Raw genomic sequence first — 23444 nt, forward strand, 5'->3', positions numbered from 1 at the left:
AACTGCTGAAGCGTAATTTTCCGGGCGAAGCCTGCAAAATTATGCTTCAGACCGCGAACTGGCGCTAGCCAGGTCGCGATGATTCCGTGGGTTGGGGTTACGGCTCTACATAGGCTTGCAGATAACACCCAGCCGCTAAACCGGAATTTATCACACGGCCATTCTATTATTATACCACATTTTCTTCCAAACTGGAACAGAAACGAGCGAGAAATCCGGGTGGAAAGCGGAAAACTCCGGCATGTTTCAAGCGCAGCTTTCGCTTTCTTTCGCAATGTGAATTTTGTCCCATCCTGTTTCTTTTTCGGATCCCGTGCGCCTTTTTTGCGATCACAGGATCGTTTTTCGTCGAAAATTTCCGGTTTTTTCCTTTCAAACGATTGTTTCACATGAAACATCTTGCCGGGCGCGGGAAGGCGTCCGGCAAGGCAAAGTTTATTCGGTTTTGAGCCGGACGGGGAGCACCAGGAAAAGATAGTCCGAGCCCTCGCGCGGCATCACCTTCATGGGGCTCAGCGGCCCGTTGAGCTGGATCTTCACCTCGTCGCCCTCGCTGTTGCGCAGCGCGTCGAGCAGATAGCGGTTGTTAAAGCCCATTTCCACGGGATCACCGGTGAGCGCGGCTTCAAACTGATCGCTTGCGCGGCCGATCGCCGTGGAGCAGGAGAGGTGGATTTCCCCATTTCCGAACTGGCAGCGCAGAGGGCTTTTCAGGCGATCCGTGATCAGAAGGGAAACGCGCTCCACGCTGCTGATGAATTCGCGCGTGTTGGCAATAATTTCCGTTGTGCTCGACTGCGGGATCGCGGCGCGGTAATCGAGGAATTCTCCCTCGAGCAGACGCGAGATCACGCAGTAGCTTCCGATCCGGAACTGAATGTGCCGCCGTCCGACGCGAAGCTCGAGTTCATCTTCCTCCTCGTCGCTGAGCAGCTTCGACACCTCGCTGAGAGTCTTGCCCGGCACAACAAAGCTGAGCTGGGCGTCGCCGCCCGCCGCTTCCTCGCGCATGGCCAGCCGGTAGCCGTCCACCGAGACAAGCCGGATCCGGCCTTCCCCGATCTCGAACAGCGTTCCGGTGTGGATCGGTTTGGCGTCGGACTCCGCGACGGCGAAGATCGTCTGCCGGATCATGCCCTTGAGCAGGTGCTGGGGGAGGGTAACGCTGTCATCACCGCTGATCGCGGGCATATCCGGGTATTCGTCGGCGGGAATTCCCACGATCGAGAATTCGCTGGCGCCGCTTTTGATCGTGGTGATGTTCTTTTCGTCGATCGTGAGGCTGACGCTTTCGCCGGGCAGGCGGCGCACAATGTCCGCGAACAGGCGGGCGCTGAGCACAACGCTGCCGCTTTCCTCGACGCTGGACTCGATCGAGGTGGTCATGCCCAGCTCCAGATCGTAGCCGCAGAGAGTAACTTCTCCGCCGGAGGTGCGCAGGAGGATTCCTTCGAGCGCGGGAACGGAGGATTTCGTGGAGACCGCCCGCTGAACGTTGGAAACTGCTTCCACGAGCTGCTGACGGCTGCATACAATTTTCATGGCAAATTACCTGGCCTTTCCTGTTTGGGCCGCGCGGCGGTTTTCCGCCGTGCGGAAAAAGATCAGTATTGTTTAGGATAGGGATCGTTTTAGTAGGGGTAGTAGGGGAGCCGGAAAAGTGGAAAAGATCAATTTTTCCAGGCAGGAAGCCTGTTGAGGGGAAAAAAGTTTTGGGGATCGCGTGGTGGAAATGTTGTGATCAAAGGGAAAACTTTTTTCTTTTTCACACCCCTGTGGAAAACTCTGTGGGGAATGTTGAAAACTTGTGAAAGCTTACCGATCGCGGATGTTCTTGATGATGTCCTCCGCGGTGGCCTTAATCTTGCTGTCCTTCTGCTGGTTTTTCTCCATCTGCTGAAGGGCATAGACGACCGTGGAGTGATCGCGTCCGCCGAATTCGTTGCCGATCGCTTCCGTGGGCATCTGCGTGATCTCGCGCACAACGTACATGGCCATCTGGCGCGCCTTGGAGATGTTGGAGGCGCGCTTGGCCGAGCGGATATCGTCTGAGGTGACGCCAAAGGTGCGCGCGACCTCCTCGATAATTTTTTCCACGGTGAACGGCGTGGGCTGATCGTTGTTGATGATATCGCTGATCGCGGCCTGGGCCGTGGTGATGCTGGGGGCCTGACCGTTGAGAAGGTGGTATGCCTTCATCTTTTTCACGGTGCCCTCCAGCTGACGAATGTTGTTTTTCAGCCGGTTCGCTATGTATTCGCAGACGTTCTCTGGAATTGTAATGTCCAGCAGCTCCGCTTTGCGGCGGATAATCGCAAGGCGCGTTTCGAAATCCGGCGGCTGAATGTCGGCCGTCAGTCCCCATTCAAAGCGGGTAAGCAGACGTTCCTCGAGCGTCGCGATATCCTTCGCCGGGCGGTCGGACGTCAGCACAATCTGGCGCTTTGATTCGTAGAGAGAATTGAAGGTGTGGAAGAATTCCTCCTGCGTCGACTCCTTGCCCGCGATAAACTGGATATCGTCGACGAGCAGAATGTCCGCCTTGCGGTAGCGCTGGCGGAATTCCTGCGTGGTGCCGTGGCGGATCGCCTCGATCATTTCGTTGGTGAATTCGTCTCCCTTTATATATAGGATATTCATTTGCGGGTGACGGAAGGCGATCTCGTTGCAGATGGCGTAGAGCAGGTGGGTTTTGCCCAGTCCCGAGTTGCCGTAAATAAACAGGGGGTTATACAGGCTCGCGGGCTTCGTCGCCACAGCGATCGACGCGGCATGGGCAAATTTGTTCGACGGCCCTACAATAAAGGTGTCGAAGGTATAGTCGTAATCGGTGTCGCTTTGGAAACGCTCCTCCTTCGGCTGGCCGAGTTCCTCCGGGATCACAAACTTCACCTTCAGCCCCGGGCCGAACACCTCGTCGAGGGCCTCTGTGAGCAGGGAGGTATAACACCGCTCCAGCGTCTGGCGGTGAAAGTCGTTGGGCACCTTCAGGATCGCCGTCCCCTGTGCGAAATCGAGCGTTACCGGCTCGATCCGGCTGATCCATGTTGTGAAGGCCACTTCCGTGATGCGGTTTTTGCAAAAATCGCAGATCAGGCTCCAGGCTTCGGTAAAGGATTCCATAACGTATTAACTACCTTTCCTTTGAACTTTCCACACGGCCCTCGATCCCCTCGTTTTGGATTTTGGGCGCTTTTAGGCATTATATACTTTATAATAGCACATTCTTTTCTCTTTGACAAATCCTTTTGCAGGCGCAAAACGGGCGCTGTTTTGTATTTTACCTGTGAGAAAATGGGAGAAACGAGGGCAAATCTGCCTGTTTTCCGCTTAAAAAGCTTCCTGTTTTCAAAAGATCAGGGAAAACCTGTATTTTTCGCGCAGTGGGCGTAAAAATGGGTTGACAGGCGGCGGGAAGATCCGCTATAATGCTAAATTGCAAGGTTGACACATGCAGGCTTGTCCTGATCAACGACAAGATGCCCGAAAGGAGGGTTTTTCCATGCTGAGAACGTATCAGCCGAAGAAGCTCCACAGAAAAAAGGAGCATGGCTTCCGTAAGAGAATGTCCACCAGCAACGGCCGCAAGGTTTTGGCCCGCCGCCGTGCGAAGGGCAGAGCACGCTTAACCTACTGAGCTTGAGTGCAAGGGCCACCGTTGCGTGGCCTTTCTTTGTATGTATGGGCACAGGCCCCTTTGCCTGCGCTTTCGGCGGCGGGGGGAGTGTGATTTGAAATAGATGGACGTGATTGTTTCACTCAAGGATAACAGGGATTTCCGCAGGCTTTATACGCGGGGGAAATCCTTTGTCGGTCCTGCTCTTGTAACGTATGTGATGAAAAACCGCTGCGGCGGGATCCGCGTCGGGATCACCACCAGCAAAAAGATCGGCAACGCCGTCCGGCGCAGCCGTTCGCGCCGCGTGATCCGGGAAGCGTTCCGTCAGGCGTATCCGCATGTGCGCCCCGGCTACGACTTTGTGTTCGTCGCGCGGGGAAAAACGCCGTTTCTCAAAAGCACGCAGATCCACCGCGCCATGATGGCTCAGCTCAAGGATGCGGGGGTGCTGCTGTGAAGCGGATCCTGATTGCGCTTGTGCGCTTTTATCAGCTGGCGATTTCGCCCTATAAAGGCGGATCGTGCTGCAAATACATCCCCACCTGCTCGAATTACGCGATTGAGGCGATTCAGAGGTTTGGGGCGTTCAAGGGTTCTTTTCTTGCGTTATACCGTATTTTGCGCTGCAATCCCTTTTCCAGCGGCGGGTACGATCCCGTGCCGGAGCGGAAGAGCAAGCGTTCACCACGATAGAGGAGTTTTGCGCCTATGGATATTTTTAACTGGTTTGGAAGCCTGCTCGGATATCTGCTCTGGTTCCTGTATGGGATCGTGCAGAATTACGGCGTGGCGATTATCCTGTTCACCATTATCGTCAAGGCTTTGGTATTCCCCTTCTCCGTGAAGCAGCAGAAATCCATGGCTTCGCAGGCGAAGGTGCAGAAAAAAGTGCGCGAGCTCCAGAAAATCTATGCCAACGATAAAATGAAGCTCAACGAGGAGACGCAGAAGCTCTACCAGAAGGAGGGCGTGAGCATGACAGGCGGCTGCCTGCCCATGCTGATCCCGCTGCCGATCCTCTTCGGTATCTATTATTCCGTGATTTACCCTCTGCGCAACGCTCTGCACATTGACGCGAACGTCGTGTCGCAGGCCACGCAGATGCTCAGCAAAATCCCCGGCGTCAGCTCCACCTTTGTTTCCCAGTACGGGGAGATCGAGATCATCAAGCATTTTGATTCCCTGCGCGATACGCTGACCATGTTCTCCGCTCAGGATATTGAAAAGATCGAGTCGTTCAGCCGCGGGTTCAAGTTCCTTGGCCTGGATCTGCTGGCCACCCCGCAGAGCAGCAGCTTTGAGTCCATGATGTGGCTGATTCCCGCGATCTGCCTTGTCACTTCGCTCCTCATGCAGCTGGTGACGACCAAAATGCAGCCGAACCAGGCGGCTCAGCAGCAGCAGGGCTGCATGAAGTTCATGCTTTACGGCATGTCTCTCTTTACGGCATATCTCGCTTTCACCATGCCCGGCGCCGTCGGCTTCTACTGGGCGATCCAGAACGTGCTGGGAATCGGGCAGTCGTTTATTACCATGAAATTCTTCGGACAGGCCGATCTGCTTGCCCGTGCCGAGGCCGCCCGCGTGGCGCGCCGTGAGCTCGAGGAGGCCAAGGTCAAGGAAATTCCCGTGAACCAGCAGATCGAGATCCGGAAAACGCTGGAAGACAAGCTTTCAGCCTCCACCGGCAAGGCGGCCGCGAAGCAGGAGAAAAAGCAGCTTCCCGCCGAAAAGAAAAACGCCCCCGCCCAAAAGGGGAAGGGCAAGCAGAACAAGAGCGGTTCTGATTATCTGGGACAGAAGAAGTAAAGGTCCGTTGTGTTCCGCATAAAGGCGCGGCTGCGCGCCGCGGAAGCAAAGGGCTGCCGAATACCGTAACCGGACGTTGGGTAAGGAGGTTGGTTCCCTATTATGTTGAGAGAAGCCATTGCAACCGCAGATACCATTGAACAGGCAAAGGAGGCAGCCTGCCGCGAGCTGGGTGTGGAATCCTATGAGGCGGAATTCGAGGTGCTGCAGCTTCCCGTGAAAAAGACCTTCGGCCTCTTTGGAGGAAGCCCGGCGAAGGTGCGCGCCTTTATCAAGACGAGCCCGGCGGACGCTGCCGTGGATTACCTCAAAACCATCCTCGACTGCATGGGTGTAAAGGATGCTTCCTTCTCGATGCAGGAGGAGGAAAACGGCGCGCTCATTTCCATTTCCGGCGACGACGTTGGTTTTATTATCGGCCACCGCGGCGAGACGCTTGACGCTCTCCAGTATCTGGCCGGTCTTGTCTCCAATCATGTGGATAATTCCTATTACCGCATTACGCTGGATATCGGCAATTACCGTGAAAAACGCCGTGAGACGCTGGAAGTCCTCGGCAAGAAGATTGCCGCGAAGGCTGTACGCACCGGCCGCAATTCCTCTTTGGAGCCGATGAACCCCTATGAGCGCCGTATCATTCATACTGCGGTGCAGACCGTTGAGGGCGCGAAGTCGTGGAGCGAGGGAGAGGATCTCGCGCGCCATGTCGTGATCGGCCCGATTGAGGGAGAACGTCCCCAGCCGCAGCGCCGTCCCCGTGGCCGCAAGCCCGGAGATTCCAGAGGGCCGCGTCAGGGTGGGGGAAACCGTCCGCCGCGTTCCGGGAACCGCCCGCCGCGCGCCCATCAGGCCGCCGCGTTCCAGGGGAAATCCTCCGATCAGCCGGTTGTGCAGCAGCACAGCGACGATTCCGCCGCCCCGCTGTATGGGCGCATCGACGTGAAAAAATAAGGCGCGCCCTGCTTTGGACTGCGGCGTAAGATCCAAATTATCAGGCGAGGCTGCCGCAGCTGGCAGTCTCGCTTTTTTCTATCTTCGGATTGCATGGTGAATATGGGATGCGTCTTTTGTGCACCGGCTGTCGCCGGTGCACAGGGGGACCCCTCATGTAGGTCCCCCTACGGAAAAACAGTCCCCCGGACTGTTTTTCCTCCCCCTCCTGCATTTTGGGAGGAAAAGGTTACGATTTAGGGGCGTTGCCCCATACCCCACGGCCTTTTGAAAAAGGCCGGCGAAAACTTTTAGGCGGCTACGCCGAGTACACGACAGAACGGTGCTGGGCGTTGAGCTTGTTTTGGTTTGCCGAAAGGTGTGAAGAAAAGGAATGACGGAAACAACAACGATTGCGGCGATTTCGACGGCGCAGGCGCCGGGTGGGATCGGTTTGATCCGCATCTCCGGCCCGCAGGCGCAGGAGATCGCAGACAAGGTTTTTACGGCCAAAAGCGGGAAAAAGCTGGCCGGCGAAAAAGGATATACCGTTCATTATGGCCGCGTTCATGACGAGGCGGGGGAGATCGACGAAGCGATCGCGATCAATTACCGCGCTCCGGCCAGCTTTACGGGAGAAAATGTCACGGAGCTTTCGTGTCACGGCGGGTTGTACCTGCTGCGCCGAACGCTTCGGGCGTTGTACCATGCGGGCGCGCGTCCCGCCCAGCCCGGGGAATTTACTCGCCGCGCTTTCCTGAACGGAAAGATGGGATTGACGGAAGCGGAGTCTGTGATGGAGCTGATCTCCGCGCGGGGGGATCAGGCCGCACGCGCTGCTCTTGCGGGGCGGGACGGCGCTCTCGAACGGCGGATCGAGGCGGTGAAGGAAACGCTTGTCGGAGCTGCCGCTCACCTGGAAGCCTGGGCGGATTATCCTGAGGAAGAGATCCCGGAGGTCAATGAAGACGAATTGCAGCGTATCTTTTTTGACGCGGGCCGGGAACTGGATCGTTTGCTGCAATCCTTTGACGCGGGCCGCGCTTTGCGGGAGGGAGTCGATACCGTAATTGCCGGAAAACCGAACGCCGGAAAATCCACCTTGATGAATCTTCTGGCCGGGTGTGAGCGTTCGATCGTCACCGACGTGGAGGGGACAACCCGCGATATTGTAGAGGAAACCGTGCTGGTCGGCGGGATTCCGCTTCGGCTGGCTGATACGGCCGGTCTGCGCGATACCGACGACGCGGTGGAACGGATTGGTGTGGAACGTGCGCGGAAACGTTTGGAGTCGGCACAGCTGGTTCTCGCGGTGTTCGATTCCTCGCGTAAGATGGGGGAGGAGGATCGCCGGTTGGCGCATGCGTGCCGGAATGTCCCGGCACTGGCGGTCGTGAACAAGAGCGATCTCCCTACAAAGCTCGACTATTCGTATATTCAAAAGTATTTTCAACATATTGTAGTGCTTTCCGCCAAGAATGGAGACGGGTTGGAGGAATTGGCGAAGGCGATAGGGAAGGTATTGAAAACGTCGGAGATTGATCCGAATGAGGGCTTGCTGTTTACGGAGCGTCAAAGAGAAGCGGCAAGGCGTGCGAAGGAATCGCTGGAGGAAGCGGAACGGGCGCTGCAAATTGGTATGACGCTGGATGCGGTGACGGTGTCGCTGGAAGGAGCGGTGGCGTCGCTGTTGGAGTTGACGGGGGAGAAGGTCACGGATGCCGTGGTGGATGAAGTGTTTTCCCGTTTCTGTGTGGGAAAATAAGAGCACGGCGTAGCCGCGTTGAAGTTTTCGCCGGCCTTTTTCAAAAGGCCGCAGGGTCTTAGGGGCAGAGCCCCTAAAAAAGATCAAGCGAAGCCAGAAAAGAGCGAGAAAAAGAGCAAAGCGAATTTTTCCGTGCGGTGAGCTTCCGTCCCTAAAACGCACAGCTTGCCATCCCCGCTCCGATAGGGGAGAGGGATCAGTATAAAATACACGGATGCCAGAGCGAGAAAAAGAGCGAAGCGAATTTTTCCGTGCGGTGAGCTTCCGTCCTCAAAACGCACAGCTCCCTCTCCCCGCTCCGATAGGGGAGAGGGGATCAGAACAAATACATATCGTATTTTATATCTCAATTACAACTATCTGTGGCTATTCATAAACCAATATCAGTATATTCCAATATAAATAATACTTTTTGTATTCTATTGTGTGGTTTTCAATCAGTCATTTTCTCTATAATCTATACTATATGTAAAGGACGCGGTGGCGGATGAAGTATAACGCGGGACAATGCGACGTAGCGGTGATAGGAGCCGGACACGCCGGAATCGAGGCGGGACTGGCGGCGGCCAGACTGGGCTGTCAGACCATTCTTTTCACCATCAACATGGACGCGGTGGGAAACTGCCCGTGCAATCCGTCGATCGGCGGCACGGCCAAAGGGCACCTGGTGCGGGAGATTGACGCGCTGGGCGGCGAGATGGGCCGGGCGGCAGACGCCGCGACGCTGCAAAGCAGAATGTTGAATCTGGGCAAGGGTCCGGCGGTACATTCGCTGCGCGCACAGATTGACCGGCGCGAGTACAGCAAAATTATGAAACGCACCTTGGAGTTACAGGAAAACCTTCTTCTGAAACAAGCGGAGATCGTTTCGCTGGAGAGGGAAGGGGAGGACTGGCTCCTGACGACGCGCTTGGAAGCGCAGTATCGGGCCAAGACTGTAATTCTGGCGACAGGAACATTCCTTGCCGGAAAAATCTATGTGGGAGACGTGTCCTATGAGAGCGGGCCGGACGGATTGTTCCCGGCGGCATTTTTGAGCGAGTCCTTACAAAAGCTAGGTCTTTCCCTGCGCCGGTTCAAAACGGGAACGCCCGCGCGCGTGCTGCGGAGAAGCATTGACTTTTCCAATCTGGAGGTGCAGAAGGGAGACGAACCGCCGGAGCCGTTTTCCTACGACACGGAACCGGGTGCGGTGCAGAACCGGGCGGTGTGCCGCGTCTCCTGGACAAACGAGGAGACAAAGCGTGTGATTCTTGCGAATCTGGATCGCTCGCCGCTGTATGGCGGAAAGATTGAGGGAGTGGGGCCGCGCTATTGTCCGAGCATTGAGGACAAGATCGTTCGGTTTGCGGATAAAGAACGGCACCAGCTTTTCATTGAGCCGTGCGGACTGGATACCGAGGAAATGTATTTGCAGGGCATGAGCAGCAGCTTGCCGGAGGATGTGCAGGTGGCGTTTTACCACACGATCCCCGGTTTGGAGCATGTGGAGATCATGCGTCCGGCCTATGCGATCGAGTATGACTGTGTGGATCCGCAGCAGATGGATGCAACACTGGAATTTAAAGATCTGCCCGGCCTTTATGGAGCGGGCCAGTTTAACGGAAGTTCCGGATATGAGGAAGCAGCAGCGCAGGGGTTGGTTGCTGGCATTAACGCGGCTCTGCGCGTGCAGGGGAAGGAACCGCTTTTGCTGGATCGTGCCAGCTCGTATATGGGAACGTTGATCGACGATCTGGTGACGAAGGGCGTCAGCGATCCGTACCGCATGATGACGTCGCGGAGCGAGTACCGGCTGATTCTGCGTCAGGATAACGCTGACGAACGGTTGACGCCTACGGGGCGCAAAATTGGTCTGATTTCGGACGATCGTTGGGCGCGCTTTACGAAAAAGGAAGAAGAAAAGAAAATAGAGCGTGCACGCGCGGAAAAGACGGTCATTGCGCCTGGCGAAGAGGTCAACGCCATTTTGGAGCGCTGCGGCACGGCTCCGCTCAAGACAGGGGCAAAGCTGGCGGAGCTGCTGCGTCGGCCGGAGCTGAATTATGAAGTATTGGCGCCGGTGGATCCGACGCGGCCGGAGTTTTCCACCGCAATCTTTGAGAATGTGGAAATCGAACTCAAGTATGAGGGCTACATCAAACGGCAGAAGGCGGACGTCGCGGAGGTGCGCAGGCTGGAAGAGAGACGGCTGCCGCAGGACGCGGATTACGAGTCGATCCAAGGCTTGCGCATGGAAGCGCGGGAAAAGCTGAAAAAGATTCGTCCGATCTCCGTGGGACAGGCTTCCCGGATCAGCGGTGTCAGTCCGGCAGATATTTCCGTTTTGTTGATCTGGCTTTCACAGAGAGGAAAGGAAAGCGGGGGAGACCATGACTGAGTTTCAGGAAAAGCTGGCGGAATTATTTTCCGCGTATGAAATACCCGCGGGGGAGGAGCAGCTGGCCGCACTGGAACGGTATGCGGAGCTGTTATGCGAATGGAACGAGAAAATGAACCTGACCGCGATTGTGGATCCGGAAGGAATTCGCGTGAAGCATTTTCTGGACAGCGCGCTGGCGCTGCGGTATTTGCAGATTTCCGGCAAGGTAATTGATGTGGGAACAGGAGCGGGATTTCCGGGAGTTGTATGGGGGATTCTGCGGCCTGAGTTGGAAATCACATTGCTTGACAGCTTGCAGAAGCGTTTGACGTTTTTGGAAACGGTGTGCGGGGAAATTGGCGTGAAAGCGAAATTGGTACATGCGCGCGCGGAGGAAGCGGGACGCGATCCGGCCTTGAGGGGAAAATTTGACTGCGCAACGGCGCGGGCGGTTGCCGGAATGAATGTACTGTGTGAATATTGCATGCCGTTTGTCAAAACGGGAGGTATTTTCGCGGCGTTGAAGGGTCCGCAGTTGGAAGAGGAAATGCAGAACGCGACGCGGGCGGTGAAGCTGCTTGGCGGGCAAGTGGAACGAGTGGAAGCATATGAACTGCCGGGAGGGGATCAAAGGCGGTTGGCGATCGTTCGCAAGAAGGGGCCAACGGGGAAAGAGTATCCCCGGCATGGGGGGAAGATCAAGAAAGCTCCGCTTTAAGGCAGGCAGGCTGAGCCTGCACGCAGCAGACTGAGTCTGCATGCAACGGCCCGCGCGGCAGCGGTGTGGAAATGATTTTGTCCGGCGGCGCGGGACAGTCTGGACATGTTCCCGGTGAGTTTCTCTTTGTCGATTCTTTCCCGCACTCAGCTGCTGAACTTTAATTTTACAGGTCGCAAGAATCGTAAAATTGAAGTGCAAGCTATATACAAACGCCAGTTTGTATATGATTCGCTCAGGCCGCGGAGGCCCCCCATTTCTTGCCGCCAAGAAATGGGGGAAAGAACCGCGAGGGGCTTCGCCCCTTCGAACCCCTTTGGTTTCCTACGTCAGCCCGTCACCCCCTTTCCCAGGGAGCGGCCGGCTTGCGGCGCAAGGCCGCCAAACGCCGGCTGGCGACAGAACAACTCGCAATCTTCGATTGCGAAACTGTTCCCGTGCGTTGGGGTACGGCCCTACGGAAGTTTGCGAATAGCACTGAGCCGCTGAACTTCGATTTTCCGGTTCGCAGAACAGCAAAACCCGGGCAGATCCTTTTGATTGGGAAGGAACTGCTCGGGTTTTTCTATGTCTATTTAACGAACCAAAAAGTTTCATGTGAAACATTTGCTCTTTGATAAAGGAAACTTTTCGTTTTGTTTTCTGGTCGCTCATACTGTGACAAATTCCTCTTTCAAAATAGAGTATGATGAAGAAAACAAAGGAAGTTTTCCACCAAGGAGGGTTTATCATGTGGAATCATCAGGATAAAAAGAAACTCATCCAGCTTCCGCCCGATACGATCCACCCCAACCCAGCGCAGCCCCGGACAAGCTTTGACCCGGATTCTCTTTCCGAGCTGGCAGAGAGTATCCGTCAGAATGGGCTTTTGCAGCCTCTCACGGTACGCCGCACACCGACGGGGGAATATCAGCTGATAGCGGGGGAACGGCGGCTCCGTGCCTGCAAGCTCGCCGGTCTTTCTCTTGTGCCTTGCGTGGTGTCCTCCTGCGATTCCCGGCAGAGCGCAATCCTCGCCATGCTGGAGAATTTGCAGCGCCGCGACCTTGGCGTTTTTGAGGAAGCGGAGGGACTGCGCCGCCTTGTGGAGGAGTGGGGCGTTACCCAGGAGGAAGCAGCCACCCGGCTGGGAAAAAGCCAGTCCAGCATTGCAAACAAGCTTCGTCTCCTGCGGCTGGGGCCAGAGGAGCGGGAGATCATTACCCGCGCCGGTCTGACGGAACGACATGCCAGAGCGGTTCTGCGCCTGGAAAAGCAGGAGGATCGTCTTGCCGCTCTCAAATGGGTGGAGGAGCAGCAGTTAAACGTTGCGCAGACGGAAGCCTACATTTCTCAGTTTCTTGAGCCTGTGACCAAAACGGACAAGCCGCAGAAGAAAAAGAAAACGGTACTGGTGCGGGATGTCCGGCTCTTCATGAATACCATTCACCACGCGGTGGACGTGATGAAGCAGAGCGGAATCGGTGCGCAGAGCTGGAAACGGGAAACGGAGGAATATTTGGAGTATGTGGTGCGGATCCCGCGTTCGGAAGCGTCCGGCTCCGCTCCGCTGAGTTTGGTGAAAGGGGAGGGGAAAAAGGCGGCACAGGGATGACCGAAAAAGAGAATACATAGAAAAAGGGTCGTGAGATCTCCGAAATACAAGGAGATCTCACGGCTTTTTTCATTGTTCCACGTGGAACAATGAAAATTCTTTGCTCTGATGGGGAAATATAGCTTTATTCCCACAGGAAAGCGTGTTATAATAAGGCGGAGGGAGGGAAGCCAATGGGTAAAATTATCGCAATCGCCAACCAGAAGGGCGGGGTCGGAAAAACGACCACGGCAGTCAATCTGGCGGCCGCGCTGGGTCTGGAAGGCAAAAAAACGCTGCTTATCGACGTGGATCCACAGGGAAACAGCTCAAGCGGCGTCGGCGTGGATCGCCGGAAACAACAGAACACGGTTTATAACGTTTTTCTGGGGGAAGTAAAGGCTCAGGATGTGATTGTGCACACCGGGTTTGACAAGCTGGATCTCATTCCCTCCAGTATGGATCTTGCCGGGGCGGAGGTCGAACTTGTCGAGCGTGATCACCGGGAGGCCATTCTGCGCACGGCTTTGGCTCCTCTGCGGGAGACGTACGATTACATGCTGATCGACTGCCCGCCCTCACTCTCGATCATCACCACAAACGCCCTGTGCGCGGCGGACACGCTCTTGATCCCGATCCAGTGTGAATACTACGCGCTGGAGGGACTTTCTCAGCTGATGAATACGGTACGCCGGGTGAAGAGACAGTATAACGATCAGCTGGAGATTGAGGGCGTGCTGCTGACAATGTACGACGGCCGTTTGAACCTGACGCAGCAGGTGGTTGAGGAGGTTAAGAAGTATTTTCCGCGGAAGGTGTTTTCCAGCGTGGTGCCGCGCGGTGTCCGGCTCTCCGAGGCTCCCAGCTTCGGCAAGCCGATTCAGTATTACGACAAGGGCGGCAAGGGCAGCGCCGCTTATAACGCGCTGGCAAAGGAAATCCTGAAAAACCGCTGACCAAAACCGCTTTCTCAGAGAGGGGAGATTGAATGGCAGCCAAAAAGGGCGGGCTGGGCAAGGGCCTGGACGCCATCTTTTCTGAAAATGATATGGAGGATAAAAATTCCGCCGTCGCCATAAAAATTGGGGAGATTGAGCCAAACCGCGATCAGCCCCGAAAAAACTTCGACGATGAATCCATTGCCGAGCTGGCGGACTCCATTTCCAAACATGGCGTTTTGCAGCCGCTTCTGGTGCGCCCCATCATCGGGGGAGGCTACCAGATCGTAGCCGGAGAACGCCGCTGGCGTGCCGCCCGTATGGCGGGCGTGCAGGAGATCCCGGCTGTTGTGCGGGATCTCACAGACAGCGAAGTGATGCAGCTGGCGCTGATTGAGAACTTGCAGCGTGAGGATTTGAATCCGCTCGAAGAAGCGGGCGGCTATCAGGCGCTGATCGAGGAGTATGGCTTTACACAGGAGGATATTGCCCGCACGGTGGGACGATCCCGCCCCGCGGTGGCAAATGCGCTCCGTTTGCTTTCTCTGCCGGAGGATATCCGCGCCATGGTGCAGGATGGAACAATCTCCGCGGGCCATGCGCGCACGCTGCTTGCGTTTCCGGACGAGGAATCCATGCGCCGCGCCGCCAGACTGATTGTGGAGCAGGATTTGACCGTGCGGCAGCTTGAAAAAATGTCGCAGAACGCGCGCGGCGAGGAGCAGGAACCCAAGCGCCAGCCGCCCAAGCGCCGCATGCCGTATTATGATGAGGTGGAGCTGGCTCTGCATGAGCATCTGGGCCGCCGTGTTTCCGTTAAGGGAAATAAGAAAAAGGGAACGCTAGTGATTGAATTTTACGGCGAAGAGGATCTTTCCGAGCTGATCAAGCTTTTTGAAGATCGCTGAATGGCCGCAAAGCAACATAGATATTTCAAGAGACAGGAGATAACAAGATTATGATCGACATCAAATTGATCCGCAGCAACCCTGATCTGGTGAAGGCCAACATCAAAAAGCGCGAAATGGATCTGGATTCCGTCGTGGACGAGATCCTGGATCTGGACGCGAAGCGCCGCGAGCTGACTGGCAGCACCGAAGCCATGAAGGCAGAGCAGAACGCCTGCACCAAGAAGATCCCCGCCATGAAGAAAGCAGGGGAGGACGTGGCTCCCGTGATGGCGGAGATGAAGGCCCTTTCTGAGAAGATCAAGGCGGCTGACGCCGATCTCAGCGCGATTGAGGAAAAGCAGAAGGAGCTGATGCTCGGCCTGCCGAATATGCCCGACGAGGACGTTGCGGCGGGCGGCAAGGAGCAGAATGTTCCGGTGCACTATTTCGGGGAACAGCCGAAGTTTGATTTTGAGCCAAAGAATCACGTGGACCTCTGCGAGAACCTGGGCATGATTGATTATCCGCGCGGCGCGAAGGTCGGCGGCAACGGCGCATGGATCTATCGCGGAGCGGGCGCGCGTCTTGAGTGGGCGCTGCTCAACTTCTTTGTGAACGAGCATCTGGCGGACGGCTACGAGCTGATCCTGCCACCGCACATGCTGAACTATGAGTGCGGCTATGTGGCAGGCCAGTTCCCGAAGTTCGCGGAGGAGGTTTACTGGATCCAGAACCCCACGTCTGCCGACAAGAAATTTATGCTGCCGACGGCGGAGACCGTGCTGGTGAACCTGTATCGCGACGAGATTCTCTCCGAGGAGGATCTGCCGAAGAAGTTTATCGCCTATACGCCGTGCTATCGCCGCGAGGCGGGCAGCTACCGCGCCGAGGAGCGCGGCATGATCCGCGGCCACCAGTTCAACAAGGTGGAAATGGTGCAGTACACCACCGAGGAAGGCTCCGATGCCGCGTTTGAGGAGCTGGTCGGCAAGGCGGAGCGCCTGGTCCAGGAGCTGGGCCTGCATTACCGTCTCAGCAAGCTTGCCGCCGGTGACTGCTCGTTCTCCATGGCCAAAACGTATGATATTGAGGTTTGGATCCCGAGCATGGGCATTTACAAGGAGGTCAGCTCCGCTTCGAACGCCCGGGCTTACCAGGCGCGCCGCGGCAACATCAAGTACCGTGGAGCGGACAAGAAGCTGCACTTTGCGCACACGCTCAACGCTTCCGGCCTTGCCACAAGCCGCGTGATGCCCGCAATCGTGGAGCAGTTCCAGAATGCCGACGGCAGCGTGACCGTGCCGGAGGTTCTCAGAAAATATATGGGCGGCCAGGAAGTCATTCTGCCGGTGAAATAAATATTTTATCTGCGCAGCCGGGCCCGAAACTGGGTCCGGCTTTTTCCACACGAAAGGAAGTGTTTGTGGAAAATGGAGTTCACGGAAGAACAGATCCGGGAATATACGCTTCCCATGCGTGTCAAAACGTATGATGTGGGGCCGGGAAGCTGCATGAAGCTGTCTGTTCAGCTGCGGGTCTGCCAGGAGATCAGCGAACGCCACCTGGAATCTGTGGGGATGGGCTACACGGCCATGAAGGAAAAGGGGCTGGTATTCCTGATCATTTCCAACGCTGCCACGGTGTACCGTCTCCCGAAGCTGGGGGAGGAGCTGACCATCAAAACGCACCCGCTCGGCACGATGGGCGTGCAGTTTTACCGCGACTATGAATTTTGGGCGGGGGACGAGCTTTTGATCCGTGTGGTGCAGACCTGTGTGTCCGCGGAGCCGCACGAGCACAAAATCCTGCGTCCCAAGGTATTTCTTTCCTATGGCGTATTCCATGACGGTAAGGTGCCGCGAGAGGAAAAGGTGGACAAGATTCCGCCGTGCGAGCTGCCGGAGCTGGGAAAGCGCGAGATCCGCTATTCCGATATTGATTACAACGATCATTTGAACAATACGGTCTATGGCGATATTACCATGGATTTTCTGCCCCAGGAGCTGCGGGGAAAAACGTTTGGCTATGAGCAAATCGATTATGTGAGCGAAGCGAAGCTGGGCGAGACGCTGACCATCTGCGGAGGAGAGCGCGAGGGAGGCTTCCTGGTGCAGGGATGGCACGAGCGTGGCTTATGCTTTTCCGCTTTGCTTCGATAAAGTGATTGAGAACATACAAAAGGAGATGGAAAAATGAGCATTTTCGAGATTTGGTGATCCTACCAGAAGGGAGCGGATCCGGAGAAGATTTTCTCCACGTATCAGGAGTGTCCGCTTGATGAAAAGGCAGAAGGATATGGGGATGTGAATTTGCTTCACATTGCCAGCCAGAATGCCCACCCCGAGGCGGTGGCCTGGCTGCTGGAACAGGGGCTGAAACCGAACGAAGCGTCCACATATGGAGATATTCCTCTGTTTCTTCTGGCGAAGAAAGGATTCTCCAACAACTATGTCCCGAGGGAAGGGGATATCTACCGCACGGCGCTTGCTCTGCTCGACGGCAAAGCCAGCACCATGCGCCGGAATTCCTCCGGTATGTTCTGCTATCATTGTGCCGCGCAGGAGGGCAACGATGAATTTCTGCGCGCTTTGGCAGAGCGCGGCGTGAAAATGACCAAAACAGACGAGGACGGGAACACGGGCCTGCATTTGATCGCGGAGGCCTGCCGGAATCCGATCGAGGCTTTGGAGCGTGTCGATGAGGAGATCGAAGAAAAACGCAATGAAGCTTCCCTGCCGGTCAAGAGACGCAGCCCTGTTTCCATGGAGGAGCTGCAATGGCGCAGAAGGAAGATTGAGGAGGAGCTGGAAGCGCTGTTCCGCTGTGCGGTGATTCTGATAGAAGCCGGGGTGGATCCCGAAGCGGAAAACGATATGCTGGAAACGGCCTATAAGCTGGCCATGCGCGCGGGGGCGAAAAAGCTTTCGGCTCTGCTTAACGGCACCTATTCCCCGGACGAGGAGGAATCCCCCGAGGCACAGGCGAAGATCGCGACGGGCGGCATGACGCTGCATGAGGCGGTGCGCAAACAGGATGAGGAAGCCGTGCGTACTTTGGCCGGTATGGGAGAGGATCTCAACGCGATCAGCGAGGAGCATGGCTTTGCGGGACTTTCGCCGCTGGCGGTGGCCTGCCAGACCTGCGACGTGAAAATGGCGGCTCTCTTGCTGGGGCTGGGCGCCGATCCTTCGGTGAAGAACAGCGAAGGGGAACCGGCTATCGCCGCGCTGTTCAGTCAGCAGATCATGATACACGCGCCGAAAAAGCTCTACGAGGACAGGCTGGCGGAACAGCTGGTGGATCTTCTGGTGCGGTATGGCTTTGATCTGAACGACAGCGTCAACGATCAGGGCGACTGCCTGCTGGGGCTGGCCTGCTCCTCCTTGTACGGGCGGGGCGATGGCAGGAATAGTGTTATTGACATGGTCATGGAGGAAGCGATCCGCCAGGGCGCGGATGTGGACCGCAAAAATAACATGGGCCAGACGCCGCTGATGCTCGCGTGCGCCGGGGATTTCCGGACTATGGAGGAGGTGGAGACGGCGCTTCTGGAAGCGGGAGCGGACGCTTCGATTGCGGACAACCAAAGCCGCACGGCCCTGCACATGGCCAGTCAGGCGGGGAACAAGGATATCATCCGCCTGCTCTGCGACAACGGTGTGGATGTGAACGGCTCCGATCAGCAGGGAAAGACGCCGCTGATCTATGCTGTGGAGAATGGGCGAGGCGAAGCCTGCCGTCTTTTGCTGGAGCTTGGGGCGGATAAAACGCTCACCGATCAGAATGGACATAACGCGTTTGACTATGCCGCGGCCAACGGCATGCGCGACGTGATTGCCCTGCTGGAGGATGAGCAGAAGAAGACGGACGACATGGGCAATACGACGCTGCATCAGGCGTGCCACCAGAATCAGAGCGAGGTGGTCGAGGCGCTGCTCAAGGCAGGGCGCGTGGATGTGAACGCCGTCAACGACGACGGAGACACCCCGCTGCTTATGGTCTGCCGCAATCAGAATGTATATCTGGCGGAAATTCTGCTCAAGGCGGGAGCCGATCCCAACTGCAAGCAGCTTGACGGCTCGTCCCCGCTGCACTATGCGGCGGAGGAAGGCAATTATCCCATTGCCAAGGCGCTGCTCGCAGGCGGCGCGGATGTCAACCTGCGGGATCAGGGCGGCAAGACGCCGCTGCTCCTGGCGGCAAGAGAAGGGCAGAACGATATGGTGGCCTTCCTGATCGAAAACGGCGCGGACGTCAACCTGGTGAGCAACAGCCAGCGCAGCGCGCTGTACTACGCCACGGAGAACGGCTTCACGGAGATCGTCGAACAGCTTCTCATGGCGGGCGCGGAGGGATAAATTATTTTCGTTTCCCTCTGGTCATTTCATGCGGATAGTGCTATAATAAATCAATTCCCCTTATCGTAAAGATTGTTGGAGCCGCTTTCCGAGCGCCAAAATAAAACAAAAATGGAGGATGTATCAGAATGGCTTATTTTTACAACGATCCTTGTCATACCTTCGATGAATACCTGTTGATTCCGGGCTACTCCTCTGCGGAGTGTATCCCCGCGAATGTGAGCCTGAAAACTCCTCTGACCAAATTCCGCAAGGGTGAGGAACCGGCCATCTCGATGAACATTCCGATGGTGTCCGCTATCATGCAGTCGGTTTCCGACGACAAAATGGCGGTGGCGCTGGCCAAGGAGGGCGGCATTTCCTTTATTTACGGATCACAGAGTATTCAGGCCGAGGCCGCGATGGTGGCCCGCGCGAAGGCATACAAGGCGGGCTTTGTGGTAAGCGATTCCAACATCCAGCCCGACAAGACGCTCGCCGATATCCTGGAGCTCAAGGAAAAAACCGGCCATTCCACCGTGGCGGTCACGGACGACGGCGGCCCGAACGGCAAGCTGCTCGGCATTGTGACGGGACGCGATTACCGCGTAAGCCGTATGTCGCCGGACGTGAAGGTTCGCGACTTCATGACGCCGATGGAGAAGCTGATCACCGCGCCCAAGGGCGTGACGCTCTCCGAGTGCAACGATATTATCTGGGATCACAAGCTCAATTCCCTGCCGGTGGTGGACGCCGACGGGCATCTGCAATACATGGTGTTCCGCAAGGACTACGCGAACCACAAGGAAAATCCGAATGAGCTGCTGGACGCGCAGAAGCGGTATGTGGTCGGCGCGGGCGTGAATACGCGCGATTACGAGGAGCGCATCCCGGCGCTGGTCGAAGCAGGCGCGGACGTGCTGTGCATCGACTCCTCCGAAGGCTTCTCCGAGTGGCAGAAGCGCACCATTGCCTGGGTGCGGGAGAAGTATGGCGACACCGTGAAGATCGGCGCGGGCAACGTGGTCGATAAGGATGGCTTCCGCTTTCTGGCCGAGTGCGGCGCGGATTTCGTGAAGATCGGTATCGGCGGAGGCTCGATCTGCATCACGCGCGAGACAAAAGGCATCGGCCGCGGTCAGGCCACGGCGGTGATCGAGGTCGCCAAGGCGCGCGACGAGTATTTTGAGGAGACGGGCATTTATGTGCCGATCTGCTCCGACGGCGGCATCGTTTACGATCACCATGTGACGCTGGCACTTGCCATGGGCGCGGATTTTGTCATGCTGGGCCGTTACTTTGCCCGCTTTGACGAATCCCCGACGAACAAGGTGAACGTCAACGGCACGTACATGAAGGAATACTGGGGCGAGGGCAGCAACCGCGCCCGCAACTGGCAGCGCTACGATCTCGGCGGCGCGAAGAAGCTTTCCTTTGAGGAAGGCGTGGATTCCTACGTCGCGTACGCGGGCAGCCTGAAGGATAACGTGAACCTGACGCTGAGCAAGGTCAAGTCCACCATGTGCAACTGCGGCGCGCTCACGATTCCGGAGCTTCAGCAGAAGGCCAAGATCACGCTGGTGTCCTCCGTCAGCATCGTCGAAGGCGGCGCCCACGACGTTGTTCTCAAAGACAAGAACGTCACCAACATCAAGTAACCAGACTGAGTCTGGACGCAATTCGCGCAAGCGGCGGACCTGTCCGCCGCCCGGCACGCATCAGAAAATCGGCCCCCTTGCGATCTCATGCCGCAAGGGGGTCTTGCTTTGCGTCCCGCGCTGTTTCCTGGTACTTTCAAAGCCCATTAGGGCTTTGGTGAAAGTTTTCGCCCGCCTTTTTCAAAAGGCGGCAGGGGAGTGTGAGGGGACAGAGTCCCCTTGTCCTTAAAAAATCTCAAGAAATTTGGCATAAAACACTTGACAACGGGGGACAAGTATACTATAATAAATAACGCTCCGAAATCGTTGCGGAGAATATGGCGGCATAGCTCAGTTGGCTAGAGCATTCGGTTCATACCCGAAGTGTCACTGGTTCAAATCCAGTTGCCGCTACCAACATGGCCCGGTGGTCAAGCGGTTAAGACACCGCCCTTTCACGGCGGCTTCACGAGTTCGAATCTCGTCCGGGTCACCAATTACGGCGGTCATTCACCTCTGATTTTCAGAGGTGAATGCTTCTTTTCCCGACCGTCGGGGAAACGCTGGCTCCATAAAAGGAAGCCCGCAGACAAAGACAGGCAGCGATGCTTGTTTTTGCTTATGGACGCATAGCTCAGCTGGTTAGAGCGCTCGCCTCACACGCGAGAGGTCATGGGTTCGAGTCCCCTTGTGTCCACCAGAACAGCGGCTTTGCCGCAGGAAAAAAACCGCCATTGAGCGGTTTTTTTCATATCAGAAGAAAATTTACTGGAGTTCCCCCGCCCGGAAGCTGCCTGCTTTGGCAGCAGCCGTGAAAAAGCGGAGAAAGGTTGAGAATGCCATGAAGAAAAGATGGGTGGCAGCCCTTGCCGCGGCTATGCTCTGCATGACCATGATGAGCGCCTGCGGAGAAGGCTTTGTCGATATGAACGCCAGCAGCCAGACCTCGTCGGAAGCGGTTTCCTCCGCGCTGACAGAGGAGGAAGTGGACGACACGCTGGGCGGACTGGAGCAATTCATGCTGGATCGCGGCTATATTGCGGGAACGCCTTCCGAGATGGACGGGGAACTGATCGGCGCGAAAGAGCTCGGCCACCGGTATGTCAGCGGTTCCATCACGGCGGAGTTCTATGAGTATGATCTGGATAACCTCAACGAGACGGCGAACACCGTCCGCGAAAGCGTACAGAAGGACGGCACCTTCCAGATTATTGGCCAGACGGTGCAGAACGTTTATCTTTCGGACAGCGGCAAATATCTCATGATTTACACCAACGCAGCCACGGACGACGAGAGCGTTGCCAAGACGCAGGAAGCGATTGAAGCGTTTAAGACGTTCAAGGCGGACGCATAAATCCCATATAAAAAGATCAAACGCGGCCCGGCAGAGGAGAAAACTCCTTTTGCCGGGCCGTTTTTTCACACGGAAAACTTTCCACAATCTTTCCCCAACGCGGTGGAAAACAGGGAGAACGCGGTTTTATAATTTACTGAAATTCCGCATTGCTATGCGGTTTTTGAAAAGAATCGGGTAAGACGCTCCGCACCTCTCTTTGTGGAAAAGAAAACGTGGGAAAAAGTTTTCCACTGTGGAAAACTTCGGTTTTGTGGAAAGTTAAATTTCGACGGTTTTTACGGTTCGCATAGGCATGAGGTTTTCCCGTTCCATCTGCCGGAAGCTTTTCCACAATCGTGGAGTGGAATCGGGGAAAACTCTCTTTTGTGGAAAACCACGTCCGCGCTATACGAGCTTTAGGAGCAGAACCGGTGCTGTCCAATCACGGTGATGACAGGGCGGGAGAAAATCCACTCGTTGGTGGACTTGGCTGGGTTATAATAATAGATGGCGCCGCCGGACGGATCCTGGCCATTGATAGCGTCACGGGCAGCCCGGTAAGCGCTTTCCGCCACCGGGGCGTTGATACCGCCGTCATAGAGACAGGAGAAGGCTCCGGGCTGGTAAATGACGCCGGAGAGCGTATTGGGGAAGGAGGGGTGCTCCATGCGGTTCAGGATCACAGCGCCCACGGCCACCTGTCCCGCGTATGGCTCGCCCCTGGACTCAGCGGAGATCACTTTGGCAAGCAGGTCAATGTCCGCGCTGCTGAAGCTGCCCAGGCCGGAGGAGGACGTGATCCCGAGCGCCTTGAGCGTGTTCGGCCCGGCTATGCCGTCCTGCGTCAGTCCGTAATCGCGCTGAAAGGCTATGACGGCCTTGCGCGTGTTTTCTCCGAAAATGCCGTCCACGGCGCCGGGGTTGTATCCCTTTTCCTTTAGCTTTGTCTGTATCTGGCGTACCTCGTCGCCGCGTGAGCCAACCTTGGAGAGGGTGGAAACACTGTCCTGCATGGAAAAGAGAGGGCTGGACGCGTATACCGCGATCCCGATCAGCATCAGGGCGGCAGCGGCCGCTGCCAGAAAGCGGCGATGGGAAAAACGATGAAGGTTCATTAGGAACAAATCCTTTCTATATATAATAGAGAGCGGCTATTGGTTCCACACAGCCGGAATTCATTGGGGTTAGTATAGCCGGAGAAAATTGGTGTTATGCGGGAACAGGTTTCACAGAAAATTGAAGGATCCGGAAACAATTCAGGGAAACTTGCAAAAAAGGAAAAAAATTGCAAAAAAAGATCGAAAAAGCGTTGACAAGCGGGGAAGGGTGTGGTATTATAGTCAAGCCGTCGAGAGAGACGGAAAAAAATCTTGACAGAGCATCGCAAAAGTGATACAATGTCAAGGCTGTCCCAAAAAAGGGAAGAAAAAAGTGCTTGACAAACGCACGAGAGTGTGATAAAATGTAAAGCACGCTCCTCGATGAGAGGGACGGACGCAGAACCTTGAAAATTAAACAACGAACGATTTA

General features: G+C 56.1%; 21 protein-coding genes and 3 tRNA genes. 20 read left to right on the forward strand and 4 right to left on the reverse strand.

The window, feature by feature from the left end; genetic code table 11:
* The 3 genes from B5F35_RS19045 to dnaA all read right to left on the reverse strand — a co-directional run.
* On the reverse strand, positions 1–389 hold a 389-nt coding region (locus B5F35_RS19045; RefSeq protein ID WP_206424055.1), incomplete at its 3' end, for a hypothetical protein.
* 46 nt (positions 390–435) lie between these two features.
* Positions 436–1542 carry a DNA polymerase III subunit beta gene (dnaN, locus tag B5F35_RS14580; RefSeq protein ID WP_087242244.1) on the reverse strand — a complete coding sequence of 369 codons (1107 nt, stop codon included), beginning with the start codon at positions 1540–1542 and terminating at the stop codon, positions 436–438.
* 273 nt (positions 1543–1815) lie between these two features.
* The gene (dnaA, locus tag B5F35_RS14585) at positions 1816–3123 is read right to left on the reverse strand and encodes a chromosomal replication initiator protein DnaA (RefSeq protein ID WP_087242246.1); all 1308 of its coding nucleotides are present in this window, start codon (positions 3121–3123) and stop codon (positions 1816–1818) included.
* 379 nt (positions 3124–3502) lie between these two features.
* On the opposite strand from dnaA, the gene rpmH reads away from it, so the two are divergent.
* From rpmH to B5F35_RS14690, 20 genes are all read left to right on the forward strand, one after another.
* Positions 3503–3637, forward strand: a complete 135-nt coding sequence (rpmH, locus tag B5F35_RS14590; RefSeq protein WP_087242248.1) for a 50S ribosomal protein L34 — start codon at positions 3503–3505, stop codon at positions 3635–3637.
* Positions 3638–3740: 103 nt separating this feature from the next.
* Positions 3741–4076 carry a ribonuclease P protein component gene (gene rnpA, locus B5F35_RS14595; protein WP_087242250.1) on the forward strand — a complete coding sequence of 112 codons (336 nt, stop codon included), beginning with the start codon at positions 3741–3743 and terminating at the stop codon, positions 4074–4076.
* Positions 4073–4312 (forward strand): membrane protein insertion efficiency factor YidD, encoded by a 240-nt coding sequence (yidD, locus tag B5F35_RS14600; protein ID WP_087242252.1) that lies wholly within the window; start codon positions 4073–4075, stop codon positions 4310–4312. Before rnpA ends, yidD begins: the two co-directional genes overlap by 4 nt.
* A gap of 15 nt (positions 4313–4327) precedes the next feature.
* A complete protein-coding gene (locus B5F35_RS14605; RefSeq protein WP_087242254.1) occupies positions 4328–5428 on the forward strand; it encodes a YidC/Oxa1 family membrane protein insertase in 1101 nt (366 codons plus the stop codon).
* A gap of 102 nt (positions 5429–5530) precedes the next feature.
* Positions 5531–6379, forward strand: a complete 849-nt coding sequence (gene jag, locus B5F35_RS14610; RefSeq protein WP_087242256.1) for an RNA-binding cell elongation regulator Jag/EloR — start codon at positions 5531–5533, stop codon at positions 6377–6379.
* 373 nt (positions 6380–6752) lie between these two features.
* The gene (mnmE, locus tag B5F35_RS14615) at positions 6753–8123 is read left to right on the forward strand and encodes a tRNA uridine-5-carboxymethylaminomethyl(34) synthesis GTPase MnmE (RefSeq protein ID WP_087242258.1); all 1371 of its coding nucleotides are present in this window, start codon (positions 6753–6755) and stop codon (positions 8121–8123) included.
* 487 nt (positions 8124–8610) lie between these two features.
* On the forward strand, positions 8611–10503 hold the full coding sequence (gene mnmG, locus B5F35_RS14625) for a tRNA uridine-5-carboxymethylaminomethyl(34) synthesis enzyme MnmG (RefSeq protein WP_087242262.1): 1893 nt from the start codon (positions 8611–8613) through the stop codon (positions 10501–10503).
* A complete protein-coding gene (gene rsmG / locus B5F35_RS14630) occupies positions 10496–11203 on the forward strand; it encodes a 16S rRNA (guanine(527)-N(7))-methyltransferase RsmG (RefSeq protein WP_087242264.1) in 708 nt (235 codons plus the stop codon). The genes mnmG and rsmG overlap by 8 nt, the downstream gene beginning before the upstream one ends.
* A gap of 365 nt (positions 11204–11568) precedes the next feature.
* Positions 11569–11820, forward strand: a complete 252-nt coding sequence (locus B5F35_RS14635; RefSeq protein WP_140401232.1) for a hypothetical protein — start codon at positions 11569–11571, stop codon at positions 11818–11820.
* A gap of 113 nt (positions 11821–11933) precedes the next feature.
* Positions 11934–12797, forward strand: a complete 864-nt coding sequence (locus B5F35_RS14640) for a ParB/RepB/Spo0J family partition protein (RefSeq protein ID WP_087242268.1) — start codon at positions 11934–11936, stop codon at positions 12795–12797.
* 173 nt (positions 12798–12970) lie between these two features.
* On the forward strand, positions 12971–13732 hold the full coding sequence (locus tag B5F35_RS14645; protein ID WP_087242270.1) for a ParA family protein: 762 nt from the start codon (positions 12971–12973) through the stop codon (positions 13730–13732).
* Between the two features lie 32 nt (positions 13733–13764).
* Positions 13765–14622 carry a ParB/RepB/Spo0J family partition protein gene (locus B5F35_RS14650; RefSeq protein ID WP_087242273.1) on the forward strand — a complete coding sequence of 286 codons (858 nt, stop codon included), beginning with the start codon at positions 13765–13767 and terminating at the stop codon, positions 14620–14622.
* A 50-nt stretch (positions 14623–14672) separates the two neighbouring features.
* The gene (gene serS, locus B5F35_RS14655) at positions 14673–15962 is read left to right on the forward strand and encodes a serine--tRNA ligase (RefSeq protein ID WP_087242275.1); all 1290 of its coding nucleotides are present in this window, start codon (positions 14673–14675) and stop codon (positions 15960–15962) included.
* Between the two features lie 72 nt (positions 15963–16034).
* Positions 16035–16763, forward strand: coding sequence for an acyl-[acyl-carrier-protein] thioesterase (locus B5F35_RS14660; protein ID WP_087242277.1), 729 nt, complete (start codon positions 16035–16037; stop codon positions 16761–16763).
* Between the two features lie 144 nt (positions 16764–16907).
* On the forward strand, positions 16908–18962 hold the full coding sequence (locus tag B5F35_RS14665) for an ankyrin repeat domain-containing protein (RefSeq protein WP_087242279.1): 2055 nt from the start codon (positions 16908–16910) through the stop codon (positions 18960–18962).
* 128 nt (positions 18963–19090) lie between these two features.
* Positions 19091–20599 carry an IMP dehydrogenase gene (locus B5F35_RS14670; protein WP_087242281.1) on the forward strand — a complete coding sequence of 503 codons (1509 nt, stop codon included), beginning with the start codon at positions 19091–19093 and terminating at the stop codon, positions 20597–20599.
* Positions 20600–20918: 319 nt separating this feature from the next.
* Positions 20919–20995, forward strand: a tRNA-Met gene (locus B5F35_RS14675).
* A gap of 4 nt (positions 20996–20999) precedes the next feature.
* A tRNA-Glu gene (locus B5F35_RS14680) sits at positions 21000–21074 on the forward strand.
* A gap of 127 nt (positions 21075–21201) precedes the next feature.
* A tRNA-Val gene (locus B5F35_RS14685) sits at positions 21202–21278 on the forward strand.
* 141 nt (positions 21279–21419) lie between these two features.
* Positions 21420–21932: a hypothetical protein gene (locus B5F35_RS14690; RefSeq protein ID WP_140401233.1), complete on the forward strand. Its 513-nt coding sequence runs from the start codon at positions 21420–21422 to the stop codon at positions 21930–21932.
* Positions 21933–22330: 398 nt separating this feature from the next.
* On the opposite strand, the gene sleB is transcribed toward B5F35_RS14690, so the two are convergent.
* Positions 22331–23029 carry a spore cortex-lytic enzyme gene (sleB, locus tag B5F35_RS14695; protein ID WP_087242285.1) on the reverse strand — a complete coding sequence of 233 codons (699 nt, stop codon included), beginning with the start codon at positions 23027–23029 and terminating at the stop codon, positions 22331–22333.
* Between the last annotated feature and the right edge of the window lie 415 nt (positions 23030–23444).

Source organism: Anaeromassilibacillus sp. An200 (assembly GCF_002160025.1).
GTDB classification, from domain to species: Bacteria; Bacillota; Clostridia; order Oscillospirales; family Acutalibacteraceae; genus Caccousia; species Caccousia stercoris.

Bases quoted from the DNA above. Each gene is read 5' to 3' on its own strand.
- rsmG (WP_087242264.1), top strand. From the start codon at position 10,496: ATGACTGAGTTTCAGGAAAAGCTGGCGGAATTATTTTCCGCGTATGAA.
- jag (WP_087242256.1), top strand. From the start codon at position 5,531: ATGTTGAGAGAAGCCATTGCAACCGCAGATACCATTGAACAGGCAAAG.
- dnaN (WP_087242244.1), bottom strand. From the start codon at position 1,542: ATGAAAATTGTATGCAGCCGTCAGCAGCTCGTGGAAGCAGTTTCCAAC.
- mnmG (WP_087242262.1), top strand. From the start codon at position 8,611: ATGAAGTATAACGCGGGACAATGCGACGTAGCGGTGATAGGAGCCGGA.
- serS (WP_087242275.1), top strand. From the start codon at position 14,673: ATGATCGACATCAAATTGATCCGCAGCAACCCTGATCTGGTGAAGGCC.
- rpmH (WP_087242248.1), top strand. From the start codon at position 3,503: ATGCTGAGAACGTATCAGCCGAAGAAGCTCCACAGAAAAAAGGAGCAT.
- mnmE (WP_087242258.1), top strand. From the start codon at position 6,753: ATGACGGAAACAACAACGATTGCGGCGATTTCGACGGCGCAGGCGCCG.
- B5F35_RS14690 (WP_140401233.1), top strand. From the start codon at position 21,420: ATGAAGAAAAGATGGGTGGCAGCCCTTGCCGCGGCTATGCTCTGCATG.
- B5F35_RS14650 (WP_087242273.1), top strand. From the start codon at position 13,765: ATGGCAGCCAAAAAGGGCGGGCTGGGCAAGGGCCTGGACGCCATCTTT.
- rnpA (WP_087242250.1), top strand. From the start codon at position 3,741: ATGGACGTGATTGTTTCACTCAAGGATAACAGGGATTTCCGCAGGCTT.
- B5F35_RS14605 (WP_087242254.1), top strand. From the start codon at position 4,328: ATGGATATTTTTAACTGGTTTGGAAGCCTGCTCGGATATCTGCTCTGG.
- dnaA (WP_087242246.1), bottom strand. From the start codon at position 3,123: ATGGAATCCTTTACCGAAGCCTGGAGCCTGATCTGCGATTTTTGCAAA.
- B5F35_RS14645 (WP_087242270.1), top strand. From the start codon at position 12,971: ATGGGTAAAATTATCGCAATCGCCAACCAGAAGGGCGGGGTCGGAAAA.
- B5F35_RS14670 (WP_087242281.1), top strand. From the start codon at position 19,091: ATGGCTTATTTTTACAACGATCCTTGTCATACCTTCGATGAATACCTG.
- B5F35_RS14660 (WP_087242277.1), top strand. From the start codon at position 16,035: ATGGAGTTCACGGAAGAACAGATCCGGGAATATACGCTTCCCATGCGT.
- sleB (WP_087242285.1), bottom strand. From the start codon at position 23,029: ATGAACCTTCATCGTTTTTCCCATCGCCGCTTTCTGGCAGCGGCCGCT.
- B5F35_RS14640 (WP_087242268.1), top strand. From the start codon at position 11,934: ATGTGGAATCATCAGGATAAAAAGAAACTCATCCAGCTTCCGCCCGAT.